Raw genomic sequence first — 25,331 nt, forward strand, 5'->3', positions numbered from 1 at the left:
GTGAGATACTAACCCTACTCACCCAAAGTTACAAGAAAAATTTTATTTTTTTGGCTTAATTGCTTACAGATTCAACAACTTCGGCAATCTGCTGAGAAAAATCCATCACTTGTTTCTCTTGCTCAGCCTCAACCATGACTCGGATCACAGGCTCTGTGCCTGACTTACGTAGTAGGACCCTGCCCTTACCTTCAAGTTTTTCCTCAACTTCTTTCACTGCTGCCTGTACGGCCTCATTAGCTACAGGATCCTTTCCTTTTGCATATCTCACATTGATCATGTTCATTGGGTATTTTGTAAAACCAGCACCAAGATCTTTAAGTGTTTTATTCTGCGCAACCATAGCAGCGAGTACTTGTAAGCTAGAAATGATCCCATCACCGGTTGCAATCAAGTCTAAATTCAATACGTGTCCTGAACTCTCACCACCGATATTCCATCCTTCTTGTGATAACAGTTCTAACACATAACGGTCACCTACTTTAGAACGCAAGAAAGGAATGTCTTGCGCCTTAAGCGCATTTTCTAACCCCATGTTCGACATCACAGTTCCCACTACGCCGCCTTTGAGCGTACCGTTAAACTTGGCTTGCAATGCAGCGATATAAACAATGTCATCACCATCAAATACGCGACCGTTATGATCAACCATCATCACTCGGTCACCATCACCATCGTAGGCAATACCAACATCCGCTTTGTGCTCTAAAACTTGACGTTTTAATGCGTCGACGTGCGTTGCACCACACTGCGCATTAATATTCATACCGTCGGGTTCACAGGCCGTTGCTATCACTTCAGCACCAAGCTCTTGCATCACTGAAGGTGCAATATGGTATGTTGCACCATTGGCACAATCTAAAACGATTTTAATGCCCTCTAATGAATATTCCTTAGGGAATTGGCTCTTGCAAAACTCGATATAGCGCCCACTTGCACTATCAAGGCGTCGTGCTTTACCTAACTGCTCAGACGGCACACACGTCATCGGTTCATCAAGCATTGCTTCAATTTCTAGCTCAACATCATCAGCTAGCTTTTTGCCATTCCCAGCGAAAAACTTAATACCATTGTCGTGATATGGGTTATGAGACGCGCTAATCACTATACCGGCTTCAGCCCTAAAGGTTTGCGTAAGGTAAGCAACGGCAGGCGTTGGCATTGGGCCTAATAAAACCACGTCAATACCTGCTGCAATTAGCCCAGCTTCAAGAGAGGTTTCTAATAAATAGCCAGAGATTCTTGTATCTTTACCTATTATTACTTTTTTAGTGCCCGACTTAGACAAAACTTTTCCAGCTGCCCAGCCTAGCTTTAAGGCAAATTCAGGTGTGATAGGAAACTCTCCTACGAGCCCCCTAACGCCATCTGTGCCAAAATATTTTCTTGTTGTCATTTAGTTACTCCATGGTTTGCCGCAGACCACACCTGCAGCACATCATTGGTTTCTCTTACATCATGAACGCGAAGAATATGCGCACCTTGCTGCACACATAACAAAGCACCAGCTAGACTCGCTGGTAAACGTTCATTTGTATCCCGATTTAATAGCATTCCAAACATGGATTTGCGAGATAGCCCCGCCAACACCGGCATGTTGAAATCTGCAAACTGGTTAAATTGCCCAAGCAATTCAAAATTATGTTGTAATGATTTACCGAACCCAAAACCTGGGTCAATTATTAGCCTAGCACGCGAGATCCCCGCCTGCTCGCACGCTTCAATACGCTCATCAAAAAAGTGCTTTATATCGTTTATTAGGTGATCATACTGGGGATCGTGTTGCATCGTTCTCGGCTGCCCCTGCATATGCATCAAGCAAATGGGTACATTCGGGAATTCAGCCGCAACGGTGAGGCACCCATCTTCTCTAAGCGCTCGAACATCATTGATTATGTCTGCTCCCGCTAAGATAGCCTGCTTCATCACTTCAGCTTTGCTGGTGTCAATAGAGATCACACAATCTGAATGTGCTCTGATCCCTTTAATCACTGGTATGACTCTATCTAGCTCTTCTTGTAAGGCAACATCTGAAGCACCGGGTCTAGTAGATTCGCCACCAATATCTAATATGGTTGCACCTTCATCTAGCAGTGATAAAGCATTTATGACAGCGCTATCATTTTTGTAATTCTTGCCGCCATCAGAAAAAGAATCTGGAGTTGTATTTACGATACCCATAATTTGAGGGTTGGAAAGGTCTAAACTGCGACCTCGGGGTAATGAAAGTTGAAACATTTGTTACCTTCCTGCTATTTGTATCTAAGCATACTTTGGCGACTCCTTCCAGATTATTGATTAGATTCACTAAAAATGAAGTTAACTAAAGAGTAAAACGGACAAAAAGCAAAGTTCAAGATACAAAAAGGCCTCGAGAATGCTCGAGGCCTAAATTCCTACATCGCTATTTTACCTTTGATTAAGGTTTATCATCAAGCTCTGTGTTTGATTGAGGTGGAATATCTGGGTTTGGCTCATCAGTTTGTGAAGCAGATGCACCACCATTTAGACCACTATCTTTATCTGACTTTCTATCATGTGCGTCTCTTGGAGGGCGAACCTCTTTACGCTCCATTAGATCGTCAATTTGTCCCGCATCAATGGTTTCATATTTCATCAATGCATCTTTCATAGCATGAAGAATATCCATGTTGTCTTTGAGGATCTGCTCTGCTCTGTCGTAGTTGCTAGAAACAAACTTCTTAATTTCTGCATCAATAAGCTTAGCAGTTTCGTCAGATACACCAGCCATTCTAGAGCCGTTTCCACCCATGTACATTTCACCTTGTTCTTCCATGTACATTTGCGGACCCAACACAGGGCTTAAACCCCACTGGGTAACCATCTTACGAGCAATATCAGTCGCTCGCTCAATGTCATTACTAGCACCGGTGGTGACTTTATCATCACCATAAATTATGGCTTCTGCGATACGGCCACCATAAAGGCTAGATAACATCGACTCTAAATGTTCTTTAGAATGACTCACTCGGTCTTGCTCTGGCAGGTACATAGTCACACCAAGCGCACGTCCGCGAGGAATAATCGAGACTTTATAAACTGGGTCATGCTCTGGAACCAAGCGACCAACAATGGCGTGGCCAGCTTCATGATAAGCAGTCATTTCTTTCTCTTTCTCAGACATTACCATCGACTTGCGCTCAGCACCCATCATGATTTTGTCTTTTGCAGCATCAAACTCAGCCATGCTGACCTTACGTTTGTTACCACGAGCGGCAAATAGGGCAGCTTCGTTCACTAAGTTGGCTAGATCTGCACCAGAGAAACCTGGTGTACCGCGAGCAATCAATGATGCTTCTACGTTTGAATCTAGTGGCACTTTACGCATATGCACGTTTAATATCTGCTCTCGACCACGAACATCAGGCAAACCTACAACAACTTGACGGTCAAAACGACCAGGTCTTAGTAACGCAGGGTCCAATACGTCTGGGCGGTTTGTCGCTGCAATAACGATAATACCTTCATTGCCTTCAAATCCGTCCATTTCAACCAGCATTTGGTTGAGTGTTTGTTCGCGCTCATCGTGACCGCCACCCATTCCAGCGCCACGTTTGCGGCCCACAGCATCAATTTCATCAATGAAGATAATGCAAGGTGCTGCTTTTTTGGCTTGCTCAAACATGTCTCTAACACGTGATGCACCTACACCAACAAACATTTCAACGAAATCTGAACCTGAAATAGTGAAAAAAGGTACTTTTGCTTCACCAGCAACAGCTTTAGCTAGTAGTGTTTTACCTGTACCAGGAGGACCAACCATGAGTACACCTTTAGGTATATTACCGCCTAGCTTTTGGAATTTTGACGGATCGCGTAAGAAGTCTACTAATTCTGTTACGTCTTCTTTCGCTTCATCACAACCTGCAACGTCTGCAAATGTCGTTTTAACTTGGTCTTCGCTCATTAAGCGCGCTTTACTCTTACCAAATGACATCGCACCTTTGCCGCCACCGCCTTGCATTTGGCGCATGAAGAAAATCCACACTCCAATTAACAGCAGCATTGGGAACCAAGAAATAAAGACATTTGCTAAGAACGATTGCTCTTCCGGTGCAACGCCTTTCACGTTGACATCATTCTTGAGCAAGTCATTAATTAAGTCTTCGTCATATAATGGCATGATTGTTTGAAAACGTTCACCATTACTTTTAGTCCCTGAAATAGTACCAGCTGTACGGTCTATATTTGCTTCTCTGATCGCACCACTACGCACTTCTTTTACAAACTGAGTGTAACTAGTTTGACGATCAATTTGCTCGCCATTATTGAAACTCTGAAACACCGTCATAAGCACAACTGCAATGACCAGCCAGAGAATTAAGTTCTTCGCCATATCGCTCAAGGGGTTAACCTCTTGTATCCAATTTATTTAAAATCATCTTTAATGCACCTCAACTGTACTACAGTTTGTATCCTGTCGCCACTATATATACTTCACGAGACCTAGGTCGAGACGCTTTTGGTTTACGGATCTTTACAACTTTAAAAGCATTCCGCACTTCTTGTACAAATTGATCAAACCCTTCACCTTGGAAAACCTTTACTGCAAACGCACCATTTGGCTTAAGTACTTGGTGGCACATATCCAGCGCTAGCTCAACAAGGTACATACTACCAGCTTGATCTATTACATTATTACCGCTCATATTCGGTGCCATGTCCGAAAAAACAACATCGATATTTTTACCACCAATACGATCGAGTAACGCATTTAGTACACTTTCTTCGCGAAAATCACCTTGCAAAAATGCAACACCGGGTAATGAGTCCATTGGAAGAATATCACATGCAATGACTTCCCCTTTATCACCTACTTGTTCAGCTAAGTACTGTGACCAACTTCCCGGGGCCGCACCTAAATCAACTACATGCATACCTGGACGGATCAATTTGTCGCGCTGTTGTATTTCCTCAAGTTTAAACACAGCCCGCGATCTGTAGCCTCGCTTTTGCGCTTCATGTACAAAAGGATCGTCTACATGCTCTTTTAACCAGCGTTTTGAGCTCGCTGAGTGTTTTTTATTTGCCATATTCACTGCAACTCATTAGTAATCTTCTTTAGATGGCGTTAGAATAACGAGAATTCAAGCCTTAATTTAGTAAATTGTACCAATATGACTTTATCAAATAAACAAAAGCAGCACCTAAAAGGGTTAGCTCACGCTCTAAAACCTGTCGTTTTACTCGGTGGAAACGGCCTAACAGAGGGCGTATTGTTAGAAATTGAACAATGTTTAGAAATTCATGAATTGATCAAAGTTAAAGTCCCTACTAATGACCGTGAAACAAAACAGCTAATTTTTGATGCTATCGTCCGTGAAACAGGCGCGCACAAAGTTCAAGCGATCGGTCATATTTTAGTACTTTATCGTCAAAGCGAAGAGAAAAAGATTGTTCTTCCTCGCAACTAAATAGTTTTAATTCGAGCCGCTATTGCGGCTCGTTCTCTCGTGCTACAGCAATCGCATCCCGAATAAAGTTAGTAGTCAATTGGTTAATAACTCCGCTTTCTGCATTTAATAACAGACTAAACCCTATACCTAAATAAGGTAACACAACGACATCCGTTCTATACCCCTGTACCCAGCCACTATGGTAATACACTGTTTCACCAGCAAAATCGTATATTCTCCAGCCAAGTCCATAATGAGCATGGTCAACGTACTTTCGCCACACTCGGCGCTTCAGCTCTCTCTGTGTACGAGTAAATGGTCGAGATTGCATAGTCAAAGCATCCAATGACAAAACATTGGGATATAAACCTAACTGCGCCTTGAGCCAGACTACCATATCTTCAGCACTGGCATTAACTCCTGCCGCAGGTGCTACTTTATAGTAGTGCTTTTTCAATTTTGCGGTATGCCAATACTTTCTTCCTTTGACATGAGGTAATGCATAGTTTTCATCTTGGATCATATGAGCGTAACCGACCCCAGCATCTTTCATTCGCAGTGGCTTAAAGATAAATTCATTGAGCCAAGTCTCATAGCTGAGCCCAGTGGCTTGTTCAATAACATTACCGACTAAGCTAAACATGACGTTTTGATATCCATAGCAAATTCCCGGCCGGCACAGCCTGTCGACTTTTAAAAGACGAGGATAGATATCTTGATAGGACATTCGCGACTCTATTAAATTATCATAAGCATTTGGCACCAAGCCGCTTGAATGACTTAATAAGTGGTATACACGCAGACCTGAATACTGACTATCGAGGAAAATTGGGAGATAGTCAGCCACATACTTATCTAAGTCAACGCGTTTCTCTGCTGCCAATTTTGCCGCCAAAGAGCCGGCAAATGTTTTTGACACAGACGCCAAACGAAATCGAGTTTTGCCATTTACTTTGCGGCCTTTTTTTACCTTGGTCCGCCCATAACCTTTGGCTAGATCTCCAAACTCTATGTGGGTGATACTCAATGCAGCACCGGGAACCGATTTTTCTTTTAGTTTTTGTCGGACTTGCTTAGAATAGTCGTTTACAAAATGCTCCCAAGCTTTGGCTCTGTCTATCTCATTACTTTTTACGGGGTGAGATAAAAGCATCAATATTAAGCATTTTGAAAATATAAATAGTGACTTCATAATGACTCAGTTCATTAACACGCGATGTTATGGTATCACGTAAGTTGCTGACTCACGACATACATTAATTTAAACCGCTAATCTTTTTGTAGAATTAAAGTTACAGTGCATAACTGGTTACAATCTTGAACATTTTTAGACTGTAAGTGACTAATGATTACAAGGTAGAATTTAGCACATTGGTTGTACAAGAAAATGAAGAAAAGTAATTTGAGGTGTTTAGTAATGCGAATAATCATTGGCGGTATTGCATTGACAGGGCTAGCTGGTTGTATGATGACACAACCACTTGCGCCAAAGCTCAGCACGCCTCCCAAACCTCTACTGCAAAAGTCTATATTTCAAATAAGCTACAGCAGCGAGCTCGAATCAGCTCGAATCAAATCTGTACAATTACCTGCGCACACAGTTAAAAAGCTAGATTCTGTATATATAGATGCCAGTAAGGTGTCAATGACCGACGAGCTGCATAAAGCTCTGGCACATATCCTCAGTAAAAAAGGCCTAATTGTAGACAATGGCGAAGCGACTGATTATCGCTTGGTAGTGCAGCAAATCGATTTAACCTACGGCAAAGACAAAGTTTATGTGTTAAATAAACCGAGTAGTGATCACCCATACATTGCAAAAATATCTCAAACAATGCCCACAAAGCAATGCAGTAACATTACGGCTTCTTTAAGTATGAGGTTAACTCACAACCAGTCAACAGATGTAGTTTGGTTTGCTAAATCTTCGGTAGACAGTGCGGGTTTTCAAGGTATCCCTATGCAATATACCTTTACCGAAACACAAAACATTACCAATGAGAAGGATGTAAGTAGCTTCATAGAACAACAAAATACTGACGAAGCAAGGCGTGCTCGCTATCAAGCACCTGTTGATATACCAAAATATATTGTAGAGCCAGTCCAAACCCCACTGGTGAAAGTCGCTGGCGCCTGCGAGCAAGATGAAGTCAATGCACTAACACCTAAAATGTTACTGAAATTAACTCAGGGCCTTGTTGATAAACTCAATGTTCAATAATCAACAAACTCATACACTTCATTACATTTTTTAGTGAAACAGATATTATAATTGGCGCGTTTAAAATAAAAAGTTAGTATGGTTTTAATACCAAATAAGTGTCATCTTTAGCAATGATACCTATTCGATTTAAAGGAGCTTGTTCATGGAGCAATACGGGACTATTTTACTAGTCGAAGATGACGAATCACTCGCACAGTGGGTTGCTGACTACCTCAATAATCAAGGCTATAACACGCATTGTTGCCATCGTGGCGATGAAGTAGTGTCAATGGTAAAGCAAATTAACCCAGACTTAGTATTGCTAGATATTATGTTGCCTGGTCAGGACGGTATTAGTGTCTGTAGAGAGCTGCGCCAGTTTTATAACAAGCCCATCATAATGCTGACAGCAAAAGATGAAGAGATGGACGAAGTAATTGGTCTTGAAGTCGGCGCCAGTGATTATGTTATCAAACCTGTCAGACCAAGAGCCTTACTTGCGAGGATTAAGGCTAATGCGCGCGCTGCACAAGACTCTTCAAGTAACGAGCAAACCAACAGCGCCATTTTGACTGTAGGTAATCTTAAAATAGATACGCAGTCTCGAAAAGTATTGGTTTCTGAAAAAGAAATCGTTATTTCTAGTGCCGAATACTTACTTTTACACTTCTTGGCTACCAATGCAGGTGAAGTTGTTTCTAGGGATGCTGTGTTTAAAGCCACTAAGGGCCGTGAATATGACGGCCTTGATAGAAGTGTCGATGTGCTGATCTCAGCGCTGCGTAAAAAGTTTGATGATGACCCTCAAAACCCTGAAAAGATCAAAACCATTTGGGGGAAAGGCTATTTGCTCGTGCCATCGGCTTGGTAGTATCGTATGTAGCTGAGGTCAATTGCCAAAGCTACAGCGTGTTTTTAAGTATTACAGTCCTATTTTTCGGAGCTCTGGCCACTCTCATTGGAGCTAATTAATGAGAAAACTCTATTTATCCTTACTGACCGGTGTGATCATCTCGATTATCTTATTGGGCTGGCTCATTGATACCTTTAGTGAGCAAACTGCACCTGATGAGGATAATTTTTTTTGGCAAGCAAAACTACTAGTGGGTATAGCCAACCAGGCTGGCAATAACCCAATAAATGACAGAGCAAGCTTTATCGAGCAAGCAGGCAGAGACTTCGACCTAAAAATAGCTTACCATTCAGGCGCATCGCTTGCTCTACCAACAGAACTCACCGAACAGATGCATCGCCCACAAGGGCTGCTTATTGACTCTGATGAGGGCTATTTTTATCTACTAAAATCAACACCCGCCATAAAGCCAGACTATATAGAGCTGCAATTGGAAAAGCCCCCTGAACGAAATAGCTATGACGTCATACTCACCATTGCTTTTTATTCCGGCGTCTGTGCGTTTATGTGGTTTGTCTTAGCGCCGCTCGCAAAAAGATTGTCAGTGCTCACTCACGCAGCAAAGCAGTTCGCAGGCGGTAACTTAGATACAAGAATAGAAGTTAATCATTTCACTTACATCAAAGATGTTGAGCTCACATTTAATCGGATGGCAAACCAAATTGAAAAATTGTTAGCCGAAAATAAATTAATGGCATCAAGCTTATCTCACGATATAAGAACACCTGTTGCGTGTTTGAGGTTTGGATTTGATGCTGCACTTGAAGAAACTAATATTGAAGAAGTACACCATTTACTTGAGCGAATGGAGAAAGATCTCGATCAAATGGAAGATATGTTATCGAGCTACCTGTCCTTTGCAACCTTAGAGCAAAAATCGCACTTGCTTAAGTTCGAACCCATTAGACTTCAAGGCTATATATCCGACATTGTTGACCAGATGCATCCAAAAATGTCTAAAAATGGGTTAACCGCTAACCTGTCCATTAAAACAGAACTTGTAATGGAAGCAGACCTGCACTGGCTTGCACGCGCCATATCTAACTTGCTCAGCAATGCGTGTGATTTTGCCCAAATGCAGCTATTTATCAGCGCCAAATTACATGACCATGAAATCGAAATCACCGTCGAAGACGATGGTCCTGGTATCGAACCAGAAAACTGGAATAAAGTTTTCAACCCATTTTTCCAAGAGCAAGGCCACCGAAACAGGGCCGGGAAGAGCTATGGGTTGGGCCTAGCTATCGTCTCAAAAGTTGTTGATTGGCACCACGGTAAGGCGTCGGTAAGTCGTTCTGAGTTACTAGGGGGGGCCAAATTTACGTTAATTCTGCCCTGTAAAGCAGTATCTCAAGCTGTACAGAGTGACTGACAGCCATTGTAGCCAAATACAAAATAGTAGATGAAAAACAAACACTTAACCTCAAAATTAATGAAAAATTATGGATACTCCAGCCTACGGTGTTTTTTCCATCAAAAACTTGTGCTGGATCAGTGCAGATAAACCTTTTTATTTCGCGCCAATTACAGTAGATTGTTGCGGCCGTCTTTAAAAAAAGAGAAGTATAAAAACATGAGCAGTATTCGAGGAGAGTTTAGTTCTCGGTTTGGATTTATTATGGCCGCTGCTGGCTCCGCGGTGGGTCTAGGCAATATTTGGGGATTCCCGACACAAACGGCGAGCAATGGTGGCGCGGCGTTTGTATTAGTTTATTTGGTGCTCGCATTTTGTCTTGCCTATCCAGCGTTAATGGCTGAGTTAGTCATTGGTCGTCATGGCCAAGCTAATGCGGTTGCCTCGTTGCAAAAACTGGCAAACAACAATGCGCAAAAACGTTTTGCATTTATCGTCGGATTCGGCGGTATTATTTGTTCAGGCTTAATATTAAGCTTCTACGCAATTGTTGCAGGTTGGATGTTCAGCGCAACATTAGAACCGATCGCCGTACTTAGTGGCAGTGAAACCGCAACCTCTTGGCTTAGCGAGCGCTCACTATCCAGAGACTTATTATTCACCGCTGCGTTTATATTGCTGACCGTTGCCATCATCAGTAAGGGGGTTGAGAACGGTATTGAAAAGTGGTCGAAGCGCCTCATGCCTGCACTGCTGTTCATTTTATTTGCCCTCATCGGATATGTGCTAACACAAGAAGGTGCAATGACGGGCTTGAAGGCTTATTTAGTACCAGATTTTAGCTCTATATTAGACCCGAATTTACTCGTGAGCGCGCTTGGGCAAGCATTCTTTTCCCTCTCTTTAGGTACCAGTGTCATGATCATATATGGCTCCTACATTAGCAAAAGAGAGAACCTCGTTTCTTTAGGTGCCTACGTTACTCTTATCGATGTTTTCATCGCCTTTGTCGCGGGTATGTTGATCATTCCAGCGATGTACGTTGCTCAGGCACAAGGGGTTGAAATTTTCTCACAAACTGGCGAATTACTGTCTGAAGACACATTGGTATTTCAAGTTTTACCCGCCTTGTTTGAAAGCATGGGCAGCATTGGTATTTTCATTGGTTTTGCCTTCTTCGCTTTAATGAGTATCGCAGCCTTAACCAGTTCTATTTCAATGCTGGAGGCGCCAGTTTCCTATGTTGTAGAGAAATTTGCGCTCGCACGTCTACAAGCGACCAGATTAATCGGCATCATCGTCAGTGTGGTAAGTGTTACGATTATTCTTAACTTCAACAGTCTATTCGGTTTAGTTGTGCAGCTAACGACACAGTTTGCACAGCCATTGATTGGTATGTTGTGCTGTGTATTTGCCGGTTGGATTTGGCATAGAGGTAAACTATTGTCAGCGATTAAAGAAGGTAATGAAGCAGTTGAACATTCTTTCTTTTGGAAGATTTGGCCTTGGTATATTAAATTTGTATGCCCAGTTGCAATCGCATTGGTGTTCATTAATTCACTATAAAAAAGGCGCTGTTAGCGCCTTTTTACTTTTTAATGATAATTTAGCTCTATGAAATAAGGGCTCAGGGCTTCAACAGCATATCTATGTGTTCAATACCATCTTCTAAATAAGCTTCACTCACAACCTCAAAGCCTAGCTTTTGATAAAATGGCTGCAAATATGTTTGTGCCGATATTTCGATTGGCCTGTTTGGGAAATGCGCAATACAGCACGCCAGTGCACTTTCCATCAGTTTATAGGCAATGCCAGAACCACGCTGCTCTGTAGAAATCAAAACACGCCCAATTGCCGCTGCACCATTTTCTTTTGAGTAACAGCGTGCATATGCTTGTAAGTGGTCACTCTCGCTAAACAAAATATGTCGAGTACTTGGCACTCGGTCGACCTCATCTATTTCATGATAAGGGCAGTTTTGCTCAACCACAAACACATCTACACGCAATTTAAACACGTTAAAGAGCTCATCATGACTGAGCTCATAAAATGACTTGTCTTTAAAATCCGTCATTGATTCAAACTGCCTTCTTTATATAGTTAGGCAAATAAGCGTTCGAGTTGATCACATATACGTGACAAGTTCACTTGATCATGTTCAATCGTTAAATCAACATAACCGTCATTGCGAAAAGCGCGATCCAATTCAATTAATACATGGGTTTTATGCGCTTCAGGTACGAACGAAAGCTCAACCTCTTGTAAACCAAACATAGAGCGACTGCTCGGTCGGTACTCTATCTCTTGGTAACACCCTGAAATAGACTGGAAGCTTGAGGCACGTAAATAACCTTTTTCAACATCTGCTTTAACCAGTTGGAAGCCCAATTTATCCATTGCACTAAGCACAGCTTTTACGGCTTCGTTCGGATAGATATGCAGCGCGTCTTTGTCTGATGGGTCTAGCGCTAGATCAATATCCAACCCCGTTTCCAGCCACACATGGCAATGGTTATAAGGCGCGTTAATCTGCGTTATCGGTGTTTCTGAATGGAGTCGAGCTTCAAATGGGATCACTTTTTGCTCGCCTGGAGAAATTGTAAACTCTTCTGGGATTCGCCACTTTTCTATGACGTGATTAGTGAAGTATTCACCATCATCATTTTCGACTTTGACCTTGGTCATCAGCGCCAATTCAAGTCCAGAAATTTCTTGTTCTACATCGCCGCCCATCACAATAATTTGAGCTTGAAATTTTTGACCCGGGTGTAAATGTTCCGTTTCTAATACTGTATCTACTTTTGCTGCACCTACTCCGACAGATGCTAAGAGTTTTTTAAACATCATTACTCCTCTCGAGGATGTTCCGTTAAGGCATCTTAAACACATTTATTCGAGCTTGTCAGTGAAAATCTACCTATTTTTGATAAATATAGATTTGTTTGCATATTACTAATGCATAGTGCCATATACTTTTGTCCAGAATTGATTTATAAACCAACGCGATTTGGTAGAATCAGGTTACCAATCACAACCAGCGTAACTTATGGAACTACTTTACTTTGCAATTGCTTTCGCGTGTGGTTTTTCAATTTATCAATTAAAGCTACCACCTCTGATAGGATTCTTGATGGCCGGGTTTATTCTCAACCTCATGGGTCAACAAACAACTCCATTACTCTCTCAACTTGCTGACTTGGGCGTCACTATCCTACTTTTTAGTATTGGCCTAAAGCTTAGAGTAAAAAACCTTGTAAAGCCTCAGGTATGGGCGCCAGCAACTTTGCATATTGTTTTAAGTAGTGCCTTTTTCGCTTCTCTCCTACTGCTGTTGTGTGTATTCAACTTACCTCTATTCAATCAACTGGACCTGCAAAGTGCTTTATTGGTGGGCTTTGCGTTTAGCTTTTCAAGCACGGTATTTGCAGTAAAAGTACTGGAAGAACGAGGGGAAATGGCGAGCCTGCATGGCAAAATTGCCATTGGTATTTTGGTCATGCAAGATATCTTTGCCGTTGTCTTTTTGGCAATCAGTACGGGTAAAATACCTAATATTTGGGCGCTAGCGCTTATTGCTGGTCTATTCATCTTTAGAAAAGTGATGTTTTGGGTGCTCAGTCGCTCCAAACATGGTGAGTTGCTGCCCTTGTTCGGGTTCTTTTTCGCCTTAGTCGTTGGCTACCATGCGTTTGAGTTTGCAGGGTTAAAAGGCGACTTGGGTGCGTTGATAATCGGGATGATATTTGCCCCGCATAAAAAGGCAAGTGAGCTTTCTAAATCATTATTAAATTTAAAAAATATTCTGCTGGTCGGCTTTTTCTTAAACATCGGTTTAAATGCCAGTATATCGGTCAATGCTTTTATGATCGGCTTACTTCTGGTACTGGTCTTACCGATTAAGGTGTTCTTATATTACGTGCTCACAAATATGTTTAGATTGCGTGCTCGTACGTCGCTGCTAAGCGCCTTCACGCTGTCAAATTATAGTGAATTTGGTCTCATTGTATGTGCCGTTGCAGCAAGCTCTGGAATGATTGCGCCAGACTGGTTAGCCGTTGTTGCAATTGCCGTCTCAATCACTTTTATTCTCGCGTCACCGCTAAACAAACGTGCCAATGAGATTTATGTCAAATTAGAACATGTATTACAAAAATTTGAGAGCCCAAAGCGCCTAGAGGAAGAACTTCCAGTGAACCTCACAGACACCCGGATCGTGATATTCGGCATGGGCAGAATAGGTACTGGTGCATATGAAACAATTCACTGCTCACACCCCAATTCTGTGGCTGGTATAGACATAAAACCAGAAGTCGTCGACAAACACGTTAAGCGCGGCAGGCGTGTGCTTCTTGCTGATGCTACAGACCCAGATTTTTGGCAAAGAGTTAACCACTCAAATGTAGAAATGGTCATGCTTGCTATGCCCAAACATATGCAGAACATCTATGCGCTGGAGCAGCTACAAGCCTCTGGTTATACTGGTCAAGTAACTGCCATCGCCAATTACCCAGATCAGCAAAAAGAGCTTGAAGATATGGGCGTCCACTCTACCTATAACTTCTATTTAGAAGCGGGAAGTGGTTTTGCTGAACATGTAAAAGAAAAATTATTTTAAATTATTCATTTCAGTTCTCAGACCCTTTAAAGGGTACTGAGAACTATTTTTATTTTCCTGTCATATAGTTACATCTAGACGTCTAAAATCCCACCCACTTTTTCGTACTTTTTTGTATTAGTGCGATTTACAAAACTTTACATCGAAGTTAGTAATTCGACATAGAAACAGAGTACACTGGCTGTGTCAGTTAAAGACTGGTTCAATAATTTTTTGTACTTAAATCTTATACTTAGTATCCTTTTTGGGGAACACCCACGGATCCTAACGAGATATTTTATGAGGGTTTGCATGAGCAAGAATAAGTTAAATTCGTACTTTCCAGCAGCGGTTGACGATGTGAATGCGGGCCCATTCGCCGACATACAAGAACGCTTAGATAGCATTCAGGACTCGGGGATGACAGCGCTAGCAATTCGTAATATTTTATTTCAAAAAATGTTGGATTTACATGCTGTACCCGACGATCACTACTTGCGTACTGAGTCGACACCAGAGCGTTTAGACGACCCTAGCCTTATTGATAAACTAAATGAATTAGGCTTCTACCGTTCATCATCTCGTGTAATGCACTAAACAATCGATTTTTTGAGGGCCTACTCCCTCTACAATAGGCTGGCCATGCCCGTCGCCAGCCTACCTTCTCTTCTTTTTACTAATTATCTTCTTTTTTGTTCATCAATGCAGTCGGATACAGCGCTTTAAACGCAGCAACTACAGGTTTGTAGTAAATCGCCCATAGGCTATCATGGCCAGCATCGTACTTGCCTACCCCAATTGAAATGCCCTTGGCTTGCGATGCACGAATTAAACTGCCAGCTATGCGATCCCATATTGCCAATGCCGAACCAATGTTTGTATCAAAATGCTTTGGGTTATCACTATGATGAATTTGATGTTGTGCAGGACTGATAAACCACCCTTCTAATTTATCTCCCCAGCTAAACCAGACATGAGAATGGCGTAAATTAGACCCACATATGTTGAATACAAAAACGAATAGATTAGCCCCTAAAATATCAAACATACTCAGTGCAGACCCAAAAAAGAAGTAGCCGAGACCAACAACTATTCCCTGTGTTAAAGCCATACGACATGCATAAAAATAGCTTTCTATTGGGTGTGAGCGATAAATTGTAAATGGCGTAAGTACTTTGGCAGAGTGATGAACCTTGTGAATTTCCCACAAACACGGGATCTTATGTAACGCAAGATGAAGTAGATATCGCGTCAAATCGTCGACAATAAATAACATCAGTGTAAACAGGCCAATTATTACCGGTTGAGGCCACTGCAAATGTAAAGACGGGCCAAATAAAGCTTCAAGCCCATCAGATAAGCCAATTGCAACTGGCACCATAGTTAATACAATTGGCGCAAAAGTGAGGGCTTTAATAATGCGATTAATAATAAACAGTCCGTAATCCTGTTTGGCACTTTCATGTAACCAAACAGAGCGAGGAAACAAAAAATGCCAAAAGCCTTTTAAGCTGCGAGTTGTATTGGTCGTGAAATATACAAAAAAAGCCATTACCACAGCCGATGCCAAATACAGCCAGAAAATGCGTTTATTTGCATCGACCAAATAGCCTGGCAATGTAGAAATACTTTGCCATATAGTCTCAAACATTAAGCCTATCCACTCCCATTTATTGTTAAAAAAGGCCGCATGATGCGGCCTTACTTTTATACGTGGCGTTAAACATCACGGATGTCTAAAATTGGTATTTGTATCCAACAGTAACCTGTCTTGGTTTTCCTGGACGCGCGCCATAAGGTCTACGACTTACAATTTTATCTTCATCAAGTAAGTTGTCTACCTTTAGGTATACCTGACCGTATTCATCAAAGTCGTAGCTTGCTGACAAGTCGACCGTTGTTGATGAAGGAACTTCCTGACCTTCTAAATATAAAGTAAATTCTTGAGTACCCTCTTGCCAGCTTCGACCTGCAGCTTCGGGCATAGAACCAATATATTTAACAGCTAATGACGTACGCCATTTATCTGCACTTAGACCAACATTGAAGCTAACTTGATGCTCTGGCAAATACGGCAGCGGATCGCCACTTTTCACTTCGCCCCATTGAGCAAATGTGGTTCGGCGATCATTTTTAAACTCACCTTTTGTATAGGTATAAACAAGGCTGTACGGAATATCTAACTGCAAGTTAAGTGGGTAGCGCTGCGAGAATTGCGCCTCAAGGCCATAAACATGGGCAGCACCGCCATTAAACTCGGCATCTTGTTGCAGGCTATCACCACAGTTAGACTGGCCACAGCTCTCCTTTAAGTTGCTATAGTCATTGAAAAAGCTCACAACTTCAAACTCAGTTACGCCATCGTTATAACGTCCACCAAATTCATAGTTGGTACTCTTCTCTATCTCAATTTCTGACGATTGCGCCGGGGAAGCTGGAGAAAAACCACGGTGGATGCCAAACAATACGCCCGAGTCTTCACTTAATTGGTAGAAACCACTGACGCCAGGCAACCAAATACGGGTAGTTTTATCAAGCCAATCATTTGGGTTACTGTTGTTTTGGTAATGCATGTCCATCAGCTCACCACGCACACCAACACCCAGAGTTAACGCATCCAGCTTGATTTTGTCTTCAACATACACTGACCACGCTTCGGTATGCTCTGTATTCAATGTTGTGAAGCGTTTGCTGTTTTCAACCAGTGAAGACACCCCAGACGTCATTTTATAGCTTTCTTCAAAGTGCTTACGTTCGATTTCATCCTCATGGAACCTCACACCAAATGATAAGTCATGGTTTAAGTCGAACAAATTAAACGCAAAATCACCATCGATTTGTAAACCTTGCGAATAGTATTCTCTGTCGTTCGTGCCCATTGTCAAAAAGTTCGCCGCACCTGGGACCACTGAATCTTGCTCGCCTTTCAAGATTTCATATAAACGCTGATTATCTTCCGCTTCAGGGTTTAACAAAATTTCCTGAGGTGACTTACCTTCAACACTATTTAGCTTCAACCAAGCACGCTCATAATCATTGCGATACAAACGCGTTGTTAAGCTCAAATTATCCGTGCTCATACTGTGGGTGAACATCACTTGTTGATGTTCAGTATCCATTTTTGCAGGCGCTGTTGCTGCGTATCGACGATATGGGTTTTCTGCAAAATCTTCTTCGGTTAAGCCAAGATATGTCTCATCTGATATCTCATCAGCATAACTGAGTTTTAAGCCGAAATTGTGCTCAATATTACCTTGCTGTAAACGGTAATTAAATTTGGCTAAGAAATCATTCTTATCAAATCCTGTATCACCACCACCATCAAGCTCTTTAAAGCCATCCGCTTGGACGTTAACCGCTTCTACTAAAAAGCCAATGTTGTTGACCACGGAGCCAAAATAACCGTGCGCTTTGGTATAACCATCACCACCCGCTGCAATGTCTATTGCCCCTTCGGTAAATTCAGGGACTGAGCGCGTCACTAGATTCAACGCACCAGCAATGGTCTGTGGACCATGTTTAATCGCTGCAGGCCCCTTAAATACTTCAACAGCTGTCATACGCGTTGTTTGTGGGAAGTAATAAGCAGCAGGCGCTGAATATGGCGCAGGACCAATTAGGACACCATCTTCCATAATGGTAATTTTTTTACTTCGTTCTGGGGTCACACCACGAAAGCCGATGTTTGGACGCAAGCCATAACCATCTTCCTCACGAATATTCACACCAGGTACTGAAGAAAGTACACGGTGAATATCATCATATTCATACTCACCTAATTGCTCTTCTGTAAGCAAAGTCGCGGAACCTGCCTCAGTTCTTAACTTGTCATAGTGACTGATTATTTGAATATGTTCGATGTCATCTTTCGCTGTTTCATCTGCGTAAGCATTTGGTAGTGCAACAGCAACGGCCATTGCTAGTAACGATTTATTCATACGAGTGTACTTAGTCATTGTCACCTGCCGATGTTTGAGGAAGTTCTAAAGCTAACTTATTGATAAAATCATTTTTAAGCTCATCAGTCACATTTTTAACTTTTGCGTGTACTTCAGTGACTTTTGCAGTGTCATTATCAATTGCTTGCTTTAACGAACCATCAATCGCCAGTAATGCCGCTTCCGCTTCTGCTAGGCCTTGTAGCATACGCTGTTTTATGTCTGAGCCTTGCTCTGCATCGAGAAAATCATCAAAACCCAGTGTGTTGTCTGCATTGCTGCCCTCACCGGTGAAAATTTGTTTAAACGCTCGAATATTTGCCAATAAATTTTCTTTTGAATGTTCCGATATATCAGATTCTACATCCTGACCACACGCTACAAATCCACAACTATTAGTAAATAGCCCAAGTGGTGTACCAAGCTTTTCATCCTTTAGCTCTTTAGTCATATAAAAGAGGGCTTTTGATATTTCGTTTAATGCTATGTGAGGCGTGTCAAACTGCGAACCGGGATTACCTGCATTAATTAGTTGATTCGCAAAGCCGTTGTCGCCTTGCCAACTCGCTAAAATAGCAGCGCTATTATCGACAATATCGCCCGCCACGGTGTGGGCAAATTCACAGCGCGCTGCCTTTCGTTCAGTTATTGTGCGGCTATTCCAAGGTGCCAACGATGCATTTTCAGAAGCACAGCTATGGTTGTAATTGGTATTGAATAAAGCATGTTCAATGGCAATTAAACCTTTGCGGTCGGAAGTGCGCATTTTTATATCATATGGCCTATTTGTGTCTCCATTGATGAAACCGTCTTCATGATACACAATGTCCAAGTCCAAACTACACAGTGCACCACCTGCAGGCCAAGAATATATATTGCCCTTAAGCTCTTTACCGTTACTTAAAAGAGGACCCACTTGCATTAACTCGACATATTGCCAGCTACTCATGGCCGCACGCCAGCTGTCTTTTGCTTTTTCATGCAAGTCTGCAGCATTGGCGCTTTGCGCTTTTTCAGCCACACAATATTCACCTATTTGGCTCTGCTGTGCTTTAGCAAATGTATCAAACTGGGTAAGCGCGGGCGTCAAAACATTATTTACCAAATTTGCAACCAACTTTGATTCATCAAATGTCCCCGGTGTAGTCGGATCAGTTGGCGTAGATGGATCGGTTGGCGGTGTCGTTGGTGTCGAAGGATCTGTTGGCGTTGTTGGGGTCGTCGGCGTTGTTGGCGTCGTCGGTGTTGTTGGCGCCGTAGGAGGAGTTGAACCATTACCTCCAGCAAACTCAGAACCAGCCGAGCTGGAACTACTCTCTCCACAGCCGCTTAAAAGCAATGTGACTGCTACAGCAACTGCACTTAACGGTGTTAACACTCTCATTGTGTCTCTCTTTTTGATACCTATAAATACAACAAAAGGTTAGCTGCATACGCAACTAACCTTTAAGCTACTTGTTAATTAAGTGATTACCACTTTTCAACATTTTCTGCATCAAAGCCATATACCTCAGCAATAATGTCACGTGCTTTTTCTAGGTCTTTGATATAGTTGTCTACGTCATCTGCATTTAGCTTAGGTGCATTACCCATAAGCGTATGCATCTCTGCAAACTTTTCTGCTGTAAATGGTGAATGTGGGTTGAACTGGAAGTTCAGTGCGAAACCTTTCATCTCACCCCAGTATTTAGCCAGCTTTTCAAAGTTACCAGCATCAAATTCACCTGACTTGATCATCGTCAAGTTGCCGTCATCTTTTGCAATGGTGTAGTTGATGTAGTGAATAACAGTTGCTGCAATTGATTTTTCCCAGTTTAATAGCGCCTGGTCACGGTACATTTCAATTGCTTTTTGCTCATCTTCAGTCCACTCAGATACGTTCATACCAACTTTGTCGTTGATAAGCTTACGACCTTTAATGAAAGCGATTTGCGCTGCACCTGAAAAATCAGTTGGGTATGTATTGCCCGCAGTGCCTTTATCGCGCTTAGATGCATTTGTAGAGTTACCGAAGTTGTACTCAGTTAATAAATCAAATACACCGTTACCATCAGAGTCTTGAGCCGCAGAGCTTGAGATTTGCTCATCGCTGAACTCTAAGTAGTGTGTTGCAGCACCAAAGTAGCCGTAACCTTCGTCAAATTTGTGCTCAAGTTCTGTGTACGACTTACCTTCAGCTAGCGCTTTGTTGTCAGCAGACTTTTCGCCAATTAATAGCTCATCTAAATAATCATCAGCACCTTGAGAAAGTGCAACGGCACCATTTAAATGCTTTTGAAGTAGCTGAACGATATCAAGACCTTCTGGTGTGATATACAGGCTGTTTAGATTAACAGTTGTACCATTATGCGTTGCTGACAGCTGTTCACCGTTTTCAAATTGTGTGATTTGTGCGTCAATAAGATCTAGGTAGTATAATACTAAACCTTCAGGTGTAGATGGGTTTCCACCAAACTCAGACCAACCAACTAGCGAGCCTTCAGCCTGCCAGTCTTTATTCATATAAGTTGCATCGCGACCAGCGATTTTACCGCCTTCACCAGCAACTTTTTTCAGGCTAGAGATTTGGCCCAAAGTAGCTTGTTTTGTATTTTTGCCGCTAAGGAAAGTCAGTGTTGTCTCTTGACGAGAATCGTCAACAGGGAATAAAAAGCCACGTACGTTTGCAACGATTGTTTTTAGCTCTTCAACATCATTGATGCCATCAGTGCCAGTTTTTAGTGTTCCTAAAAGCTTTTTAGCTTCAGAGATTGCAGCTTGACGTGATACCTGACCAGAATAAGCTACTGATGACTCGCCTGAACCATTTTTGAACTCATAAACGTTAACACCAGCTTCAGCAGCGATGTCTTCAATTGATACTTCAACAGCTTGCTCAACTTTTTCACCTGCCGAGTCTGTTGCTGTAACCGTAACAGTTACCTTTTGTTCAGCTTCTTGTTCATAGTTTAACGTATTAGCATCTTTAAGCTTAAGCTTACCTTCAACCACTTCAAAGCGCCCATCACTAACAGCAAATGTCAGTGCAGCTGCGTCATCACTGTCATCAGCGAACACCACACCGGTTACTTCAGCGCCTAGTGTATCCTCTTTTACTGTTGCATTTTCAGCAGTAATTGTTGGCGCTTTATTTGCTGGAGGTGTTGGTGTATCAGGAGTCGTTACCGTGTTGTTATCGCTACTAGAGCCACCACAACCTGTTAAACCAACTGTTGCTGCTAAAATTGCAGTTGCAAGCAGAGACTTTCTTAATGCCATTAGACGTCTTCCTATGAAAATTATTTGTATTTGCATTCAATTAACACGGCCAGTATACACTGCCCTAAATAGCAATCAATATTATTTGCGTTGTTAAAAGTATACAAATTGACAGGTAGAGTTAAGACTAAATATAGAAGAGAAAATGAGAGTCAATAAGATTTGTAACAAAATAATTTATAACTCAATGTTTTTAAATGAATTTGGACTTTCGTATACAAAATATAGATTATTTAGTTATAAATTTTTCACAGTCTTTGATTGATTTATAGTTCGAAAAATTCGAACTATAAATTCTTACCAAGCTTCTTTTACAAAGAGATATCCTTGTCGCCACACGGTTTTTATCTTTTGTGGGCTCGATGCATTATCACCTAGCTTTTTTCTTAAACAAGAAACACGTACATCAACGGTACGGCTACTGATTTGATAATCTTGACCAATAATTGTTTGGTAAATTTCTTCACGACTCACGACTTTTGGTGCTGAAGATGCCAATAACCAAATTAGATCAAATTCATGGGTTGTCAAACTTACGCGCTTGTTGTCAATCAATACAGTGCGTTCATCTCCTTTAATTGTCAAAGCACCATATGACAGAGTTGTCTCTTTGCCAGCTTCTTTAATTGACGTAACGATCTGCTTTTTGCGTAATATTGCCTCTAATCGTGCCCGCCATAACCTTGGCTTGGCATTTGTCGCAATCACATCATCCGCTCCCAACTCTAATAACAGGCTTTGCATATCGTCATTGTTGTCATCAACAGAGACCAGTACGGGCGCTTGATAATACGTTCTCAATGTATTGATGGTATCGAATTTTGCACTGGTTGCAATTGCTTGATCTATCACAATGCTACTGACTTGTCCTTGATTATTCTTATGGTTAATGTGGTCCAAGCTTTCTAGCACCATCTTTTGTACGTCAAACCCCTGACCTTGAAGCGCGGCTTGTGGCATGGCTAAACTATTACTTTTACTCTCAGCGATCAGTACGGTATGCACTACCTACCCCTGTTCATACACCTAATTTTTTGCGAGTCTACTCCTTTTAACTGAACATCAGCTTTACGAATTAAATATTCCACAAGAGACTGAAAACAATTTATTAATTACCGGATCTTGTAGCCGTTTTTTCTTTGTAACCAAGCCGATATCAATCTCTTCGGATTGTAAGTTTAGCTGTTGAACTTGGTTTTTAAATGGGCTTTGTGAAAGTACAATTTCGGGAATGTATGCAACGCCAAACCCTAAACTTGCCAGGGCGACCATCGCTTCATGGCCAGAGACATGTGCATACACTTGCGGTTGAATGCCTTTGCGTTTAAAAAAGTGGTCAATTCTCTCTTTTAACACGCCTTGCTCTGGCACGATATAAGGCAGCGCCCCCCATGGCATATCGCCCGCACTATGATTGTCAATTAAATCAGTTAACGGGCACGTCATGGTTGGTGCTATAAATACCAGTCGCGATCGGCCAATCGATTGATATTCAAGCCCTTGTGGCAATGATGCGGGTTTTACAGCAACAGCAACATCAGCCAAATCCCCTTGAACTTGAGAAATTGAAAACGCAGGATCCCCGGTCATCAAGTTTAGCTCAACCTGAGGATACTCCTTACGGTATCGAGCAAACAAATCATAGATAAAACTGTACGATGCGGTAACCGAGCAATATAAACTTAGTTCGCCTGTCAGCGGTTTGGACTCGTCCTGACATTCACTTTTAAACTGTCGCCAGCTGGCTAAAGTTGCCTGAGCATAGTGGACAAAAGCCTTACCTTGAGGTGTCAAGGACACGCTGCGATTGTCTCTAATAAACAGCGGTGCGCCCACTTCACTCTCTAGCTGTTTTATTTGTCGACTCAAGGTCGGTGGACTGATATAGCATCGTTCACTTGCGCGTGAAAAGTGCAATGTATCTGCTAACGCTAAAAAGTAATTAAGTTGTTTGTGGTCCATCTGCACGCCCCTACGTTTCATTATATGAAATACAATAATTTAAATATATCATTTTACGCAAGTACATTATCTCACTATCGTAGAGTCAACACATATACAGTTATTTTAAGACGATAAAGCAGGATCTGACATGGCGAATTATTTCAACTCTTTACCTCTACGTGAGCAACTAGCTCAACTAGCTCAATGTAATTTTATGGACCCATCGGAATTTAGTGATGGCGTAGATGTATTGAAGGGCAAAAAGTTGGTGATTGTTGGTTGTGGCGCACAGGGGTTAAACCAAGGCCTAAACCTAAGAGACTCAGGTTTGGACGTTACTTACGCACTGAGGCAATCTGCGATTGATGAAAAAAGACAATCGTTTCTTAATGCGAGCGACAACGGGTTTGTTGTTGGCACTTATGAAGAGCTAATTCCAACCGCGGATCTGGTACTCAACTTGACCCCAGACAAACAACACTCAGCAGTTGTTAATGCCGTCATGCCACTAATGAAGCAAGGCGCAACTCTTGCCTACTCTCATGGCTTTAATATTGTCGAAGAAGGCATGCAAGTGCGTGAAGACATCACGGTTATTATGGTCGCGCCAAAATGCCCTGGTACTGAGGTACGAGAAGAATACAAACGCGGTTTTGGCGTGCCAACACTCATTGCAGTGCACCCTGAGAACGACCCTCAAGGTAAAGGTTTAGCGCAAGCCAAGGCTTATGCAGCAGGCACAGGAGGAGACCGTGCTGGTGTACTCAACTCTTCATTTATCGCTGAGGTAAAGTCTGATTTAATGGGTGAACAGACCATTTTATGTGGCATGTTACAAACAGGCTCTTTACTGTGTTTCGATAAGATGGTTGAACAAGGCATCGCGCCAGACTACGCGTCAAAATTGATTCAGTATGGCTGGGAAGTCATCACAGAAGCATTAAAACATGGTGGTATTACCAACATGATGGACAGGCTGTCAAACCCTGCGAAAATTAAAGCGCATGATCTAAGTGAAGAGCTTAAGACCATTATGACACCGCTTTACAACAAGCACATGGACGACATCATCAGTGGTGAATTTTCAACTGGCATGATGGCAGACTGGGCTGAGGGTGATGCAAAGTTACTCGCTTGGCGTGAAGAAACTGCGCAATCCGCTTTTGAAAAGCAGGCCAATACTGAGCAACATATCTCTGAGCAGACCTTTTTTGATAAAGGCATTCTAATGGTTGCGATGGTGAAAGCGGGTGTAGAGCTTGCGTTTGAAACAATGACAGCCGCAGGGATCATCGCCGAATCGGCCTATTACGAGTCTTTGCACGAAACACCACTTATTGCTAACACAATTGCACGCAAAAAACTCTTTGAAATGAATAGAACCATCTCTGATACAGCTGAATATGGATGCTATCTATACAACCATGCTTGCATACCTCTGCTTCAGCCATTTATGCAGAAAATCAATACAGATGTGATCGGTGCAGGTTTGGACACTCAAAACAACCATGTGGATAATCAAAAACTTATAGCCGTTAACAGTGCGATAAGAAACCACCCGGTTGAAGTTGTAGGTACAGAATTGCGAGGTTATATGTCCGCAATGAAACGTATCGTATAAATCAGTTCGCTTGTTAGAACCAAGGCCCATTAGTGAAAACTTTGGGCTTTTTTTCATACATTTACATGATAAAATCCATCAACAGCTAA

Annotated in this window: 21 protein-coding genes; 8 read left to right on the forward strand and 13 right to left on the reverse strand. The window is 42.1% G+C overall.

Features of this window, described 5'->3' with window-relative positions:
* Positions 1-55 precede the first annotated feature (55 nt).
* The 4 genes from glmM to rlmE form a co-directional block, all read right to left on the reverse strand.
* Complete coding sequence (glmM, locus tag MHN81_RS09755) at positions 56-1,396, reverse strand: phosphoglucosamine mutase (protein WP_023398701.1); 1,341 nt, start codon at positions 1,394-1,396, stop codon at positions 56-58.
* On the reverse strand, positions 1,393-2,238 hold the full coding sequence (gene folP / locus MHN81_RS09760) for a dihydropteroate synthase (protein ID WP_023398700.1): 846 nt from the start codon (positions 2,236-2,238) through the stop codon (positions 1,393-1,395). The genes glmM and folP overlap by 4 nt, the downstream gene beginning before the upstream one ends.
* Positions 2,239-2,419: 181 nt before the next feature.
* Positions 2,420-4,357: an ATP-dependent zinc metalloprotease FtsH gene (gene ftsH / locus MHN81_RS09765; RefSeq protein ID WP_239425649.1), complete on the reverse strand. Its 1,938-nt coding sequence runs from the start codon at positions 4,355-4,357 to the stop codon at positions 2,420-2,422.
* Between the two features lie 67 nt (positions 4,358-4,424).
* Positions 4,425-5,054 (reverse strand): 23S rRNA (uridine(2552)-2'-O)-methyltransferase RlmE, encoded by a 630-nt coding sequence (gene rlmE, locus MHN81_RS09770; RefSeq protein WP_023398698.1) that lies wholly within the window; start codon positions 5,052-5,054, stop codon positions 4,425-4,427.
* Between the two features lie 84 nt (positions 5,055-5,138).
* Between rlmE and yhbY the strand changes: the two genes are divergently transcribed.
* Positions 5,139-5,435 (forward strand): ribosome assembly RNA-binding protein YhbY, encoded by a 297-nt coding sequence (yhbY, locus tag MHN81_RS09775; RefSeq protein WP_023398697.1) that lies wholly within the window; start codon positions 5,139-5,141, stop codon positions 5,433-5,435.
* A gap of 19 nt (positions 5,436-5,454) precedes the next feature.
* Here the strand turns inward: yhbY and MHN81_RS09780 are convergent, their stop codons facing one another.
* Positions 5,455-6,570 carry a serine hydrolase domain-containing protein gene (locus MHN81_RS09780; protein ID WP_239425744.1) on the reverse strand — a complete coding sequence of 372 codons (1,116 nt, stop codon included), beginning with the start codon at positions 6,568-6,570 and terminating at the stop codon, positions 5,455-5,457.
* A gap of 264 nt (positions 6,571-6,834) precedes the next feature.
* On the opposite strand from MHN81_RS09780, the gene MHN81_RS09785 reads away from it, so the two are divergent.
* From MHN81_RS09785 to MHN81_RS09800, 4 genes are all read left to right on the forward strand, one after another.
* A complete protein-coding gene (locus MHN81_RS09785) occupies positions 6,835-7,638 on the forward strand; it encodes a hypothetical protein (protein WP_239425650.1) in 804 nt (267 codons plus the stop codon).
* A 145-nt stretch (positions 7,639-7,783) separates the two neighbouring features.
* A complete protein-coding gene (locus MHN81_RS09790) occupies positions 7,784-8,491 on the forward strand; it encodes a response regulator transcription factor (RefSeq protein WP_023398694.1) in 708 nt (235 codons plus the stop codon).
* Between the two features lie 100 nt (positions 8,492-8,591).
* Positions 8,592-9,905: a HAMP domain-containing sensor histidine kinase gene (locus tag MHN81_RS09795; protein ID WP_239425651.1), complete on the forward strand. Its 1,314-nt coding sequence runs from the start codon at positions 8,592-8,594 to the stop codon at positions 9,903-9,905.
* A 201-nt stretch (positions 9,906-10,106) separates the two neighbouring features.
* A complete protein-coding gene (locus MHN81_RS09800; protein WP_239425652.1) occupies positions 10,107-11,453 on the forward strand; it encodes a sodium-dependent transporter in 1,347 nt (448 codons plus the stop codon).
* A gap of 61 nt (positions 11,454-11,514) precedes the next feature.
* Here the strand turns inward: MHN81_RS09800 and MHN81_RS09805 are convergent, their stop codons facing one another.
* Together MHN81_RS09805 and MHN81_RS09810 are read right to left on the reverse strand one after the other, a co-directional pair.
* Positions 11,515-11,961, reverse strand: coding sequence for a GNAT family N-acetyltransferase (locus MHN81_RS09805; protein WP_023398691.1), 447 nt, complete (start codon positions 11,959-11,961; stop codon positions 11,515-11,517).
* 26 nt (positions 11,962-11,987) lie between these two features.
* The gene (locus MHN81_RS09810) at positions 11,988-12,731 is read right to left on the reverse strand and encodes a sporulation protein (protein ID WP_023398690.1); all 744 of its coding nucleotides are present in this window, start codon (positions 12,729-12,731) and stop codon (positions 11,988-11,990) included.
* A 202-nt stretch (positions 12,732-12,933) separates the two neighbouring features.
* Between MHN81_RS09810 and MHN81_RS09815 the strand changes: the two genes are divergently transcribed.
* Both MHN81_RS09815 and MHN81_RS09820 read left to right on the forward strand, forming a co-directional pair.
* On the forward strand, positions 12,934-14,502 hold the full coding sequence (locus MHN81_RS09815; RefSeq protein ID WP_239425653.1) for a cation:proton antiporter family protein: 1,569 nt from the start codon (positions 12,934-12,936) through the stop codon (positions 14,500-14,502).
* Between the two features lie 291 nt (positions 14,503-14,793).
* Entirely contained in the window at positions 14,794-15,078 is a 285-nt protein-coding gene (locus MHN81_RS09820) for a hypothetical protein (RefSeq protein ID WP_023398688.1), read from the forward strand.
* A 79-nt stretch (positions 15,079-15,157) separates the two neighbouring features.
* Here MHN81_RS09820 and MHN81_RS09825 read toward each other — a convergent pair whose 3' ends face one another.
* From MHN81_RS09825 to ilvY, 6 genes are all read right to left on the reverse strand, one after another.
* Positions 15,158-16,132 carry a sterol desaturase family protein gene (locus MHN81_RS09825; RefSeq protein WP_023398687.1) on the reverse strand — a complete coding sequence of 325 codons (975 nt, stop codon included), beginning with the start codon at positions 16,130-16,132 and terminating at the stop codon, positions 15,158-15,160.
* An 85-nt stretch (positions 16,133-16,217) separates the two neighbouring features.
* On the reverse strand, positions 16,218-18,437 hold the full coding sequence (locus tag MHN81_RS09830; protein ID WP_239425654.1) for a TonB-dependent receptor: 2,220 nt from the start codon (positions 18,435-18,437) through the stop codon (positions 16,218-16,220).
* Positions 18,430-19,803: an imelysin family protein gene (locus MHN81_RS09835; RefSeq protein WP_239425655.1), complete on the reverse strand. Its 1,374-nt coding sequence runs from the start codon at positions 19,801-19,803 to the stop codon at positions 18,430-18,432. The genes MHN81_RS09830 and MHN81_RS09835 overlap by 8 nt, the downstream gene beginning before the upstream one ends.
* 86 nt (positions 19,804-19,889) lie before the next feature.
* Positions 19,890-21,677 (reverse strand): DUF4856 domain-containing protein, encoded by a 1,788-nt coding sequence (locus MHN81_RS09840; protein WP_023398684.1) that lies wholly within the window; start codon positions 21,675-21,677, stop codon positions 19,890-19,892.
* A 297-nt stretch (positions 21,678-21,974) separates the two neighbouring features.
* A complete protein-coding gene (locus tag MHN81_RS28235; RefSeq protein WP_023398683.1) occupies positions 21,975-22,682 on the reverse strand; it encodes a winged helix-turn-helix domain-containing protein in 708 nt (235 codons plus the stop codon).
* Between the two features lie 63 nt (positions 22,683-22,745).
* Entirely contained in the window at positions 22,746-23,639 is an 894-nt protein-coding gene (gene ilvY, locus MHN81_RS09850; protein WP_023398682.1) for an HTH-type transcriptional activator IlvY, read from the reverse strand.
* 130 nt (positions 23,640-23,769) lie between these two features.
* Here ilvY and ilvC point away from each other — a divergent pair, with 130 nt between their 5' ends.
* Positions 23,770-25,242, forward strand: coding sequence for a ketol-acid reductoisomerase (gene ilvC, locus MHN81_RS09855; protein ID WP_239425656.1), 1,473 nt, complete (start codon positions 23,770-23,772; stop codon positions 25,240-25,242).
* Positions 25,243-25,331 lie beyond the last annotated feature (89 nt).

Origin of the sequence: Pseudoalteromonas sp. Of7M-16 (assembly GCF_022347805.1) — a bacterium.
GTDB lineage: Bacteria > Pseudomonadota > Gammaproteobacteria > Enterobacterales > Alteromonadaceae > Pseudoalteromonas > Pseudoalteromonas luteoviolacea_F.